This is a genomic window from Methanosarcina baikalica (assembly GCF_031461075.1).
Taxonomy (GTDB): domain Archaea; phylum Halobacteriota; class Methanosarcinia; order Methanosarcinales; family Methanosarcinaceae; genus Methanosarcina; species Methanosarcina baikalica.
In genome coordinates this window covers 1-2,688 of record NZ_JAVKPK010000133.1, presented here as the reverse complement: position 1 = coordinate 2,688, position 2,688 = coordinate 1, and the positions used below count along the sequence as shown (strand labels likewise).

Here is a 2,688-nt window from a genome sequence, read left to right as displayed (position 1 = left end):
TTAGATAGATCCTCTTATATTTAATGGATTTAAAAATCTGCATTTCAAAGGGAAATGTTTAAAAATATTAAAGAAGTTAAAGATATTATTACTTCTTTATGAATGAACTTATCTCAAAACTCAAAATTGCTCTCTGAATTCCGTATCATAAATAACTAATTGATTTTCTGATCACGAAAAATAATGCTGAAACTCTTACTCATTGAGAGTAAAGCTGGTTTTGGGATTAGTTCAACCCTCATAGTCATGCCTGTGTATTATACGTCTTTCCCGTGAGTGATTGATCGGTTTTGAATAAAAGAGTAAATCCTTCTTGTTTGCGGAAAATGAAAAGAGATTCTCATGCTTATCGTTTTCAATAACTCACCCCCACGGTAGGATAGTGCAACATAATAATTGGAGTAATTGAGCTTTGCTTTATCAAGCACGGGCTTGACTATGCTGCGAGATAAAATGAATCAAAAGATTTTAGGATCTACGCAGTTGAACTAAGGAATCAGTAGCATGTAAATTCAATCTGCAGAGAATTTACGGGTAAGATAATTTACGGGTGATAGAGATGTTTAATCGAATGTTAAAAATCTTTTTCCTTATAAATTTCCTCATACTTGCATGCGTTCCTGTTGTTTTGTGCACTACACCCGCACCAATAGTTTACGTTGCGGGAGATGGTAGTGGCGATTTTAATTGTAATGCTACAAATGCGGACGTACAGCTTAATCAAGCTCTTCAGTTTGTAACAGGCAATCCCGGATATACAACTGTTTATCTTAAAGGCCCGTTCACATATTCCATAAATGATACTCTTCTTATCGGCAACAATACAACTCTTGAAGGAGATTCCAATATAACGATCAGACTTACCAATAATGCCAACTGGGAAGCCTTTAAGCCAATGATTAAAGAAAATAATTCTGGCAGCCACGACATAACAATTCGCGGTTTTACTATTGATGGAAACCGAGAAGGAAATACCAATGTTGCCAGTGGTAAAAACTACTACAATCTTATCCACTTGAGTAATTGTCGGAACATAAGTGTGTATGATACGTATATGACCAACAACCACGGAGATGGCTTAAAAACTGACAAGTGTTCTAACATAAAATTATATGACAATAAAATATACCTGTTGGGTCACGATGTTCTATATGCTAGTAGCTGTTCAAACGTGGAAGCCTATAACAATAAGATAACATGCAGGACAAACAGCGGCCTAAGAATATACAATACAAATCATGTAAATTTCCACGACAATATCATTACATCGGAGGGTTATGGGGGTGCAGGAATCCAAATCCAGAAATACGGAACCCCTACAATGGATGATATTGAAGTGTACAATAACACAATAAACAGGACTGTACTTGCAGGAATCTGGATTTTCGGATCAAATTCTTATCCAACATCATCCGCAAACGTCTATATTCATCATAACCAGATCTATGATACCGGAAATACTTCAAGCAATAATATAGGTGGAATCTTATCCGACGGATTCAATGCTCTCATTGAAAACAACGTGATCGATGGCGCATATGGGGCCGGTATTATGCAGAATAATGTATATTCCGTGGCTCCGGCTGGTTCAGGGTATGTGATTACAGTAAGAAATAACATAATAACGAATACTCGAACATCAAAAGCCGGAGGAAATGGATCCGGGATATGTAACCTGCTTACGGATACACACTCGTTTTTCCTGCAGAACAACTCTTTCTATAACAACACAGGCGGCGACTATATAGGTGTTGAGCCTTCACATTCGGATATAGTAGCAGACCCTCAATACGCAGATAGAGATAAACACGACTATCACCTGAAGTCAAAAGCAGGCCGCTGGGATGGGAGCGGTTGGGTGAATGATAATATAAGTTCTCCATGCATCGATGCAGGAGATCCTTTATCGGATTATTCTAACGAACCGGAACCCAATGGAGACAGGATCAATATAGGTCCGGATGGAAACACGAGGTCTGCCTCAAAATCAGAATTGGATGTGTCAACACCGATAGCAAATTTCACTGCAAATCTTACTGTGAAATTCACTGACACATCCACCAACAATCCAATCGGATGGGAATGGAACTTCGGAGATGGAAATACTTCTACCGAGCAGAATCCTGAACATACATTCAGTGACGAGGGAACATACAATGTTACACTGGTAGTAACAAATGCTGATGGTTCCACCAATGAAAAATCAATGGTTATCACCGCAAACCGTGTACTGACACCACCTGTTGCAAACTTTGTTGCAGATAAGACCGAAGGAACAACTCCTCTTACTGTGAAGTTCACTGACACATCCACCAACAATCCAATCGGATGGGAATGGAACTTCGGAGATGGAAGTACTTCTACCGAGCAGAATCCTGAACACGTATTCAATGGCAAGGGAACATATAATGTTACACTGGTTGCAACAAACGCTGATGGCCCTAGCAATGAAAAATCAATGGTTATCACCGTAAACCGTGTACTGACACCCCCAGTTGCAAACTTTGTTGCAGATAAGACCGAAGGAACAACTCCTCTTACTGTGAAGTTCACTGATACATCCACCAACAGTCCGACAGGATGGGAATGGAACTTCGGAGATGGAACTCAAACATCAATCGAGCAGAATCCTGAACACGTATTCAATGGCAAGGGAACATATAATGTTACACTGGTTGCAACAAACGC

At 39.4% G+C, this 2,688-nt stretch carries 1 protein-coding gene; it reads left to right on the top strand.

Features of this window, described 5'->3' with window-relative positions:
- Positions 1 to 559: 559 nt before the first annotated feature.
- Positions 560 to 2,688: PKD domain-containing protein (locus tag RG963_RS16345; RefSeq protein ID WP_310577340.1), on the top strand; the 2,129-nt coding region annotated here is incomplete at its 3' end.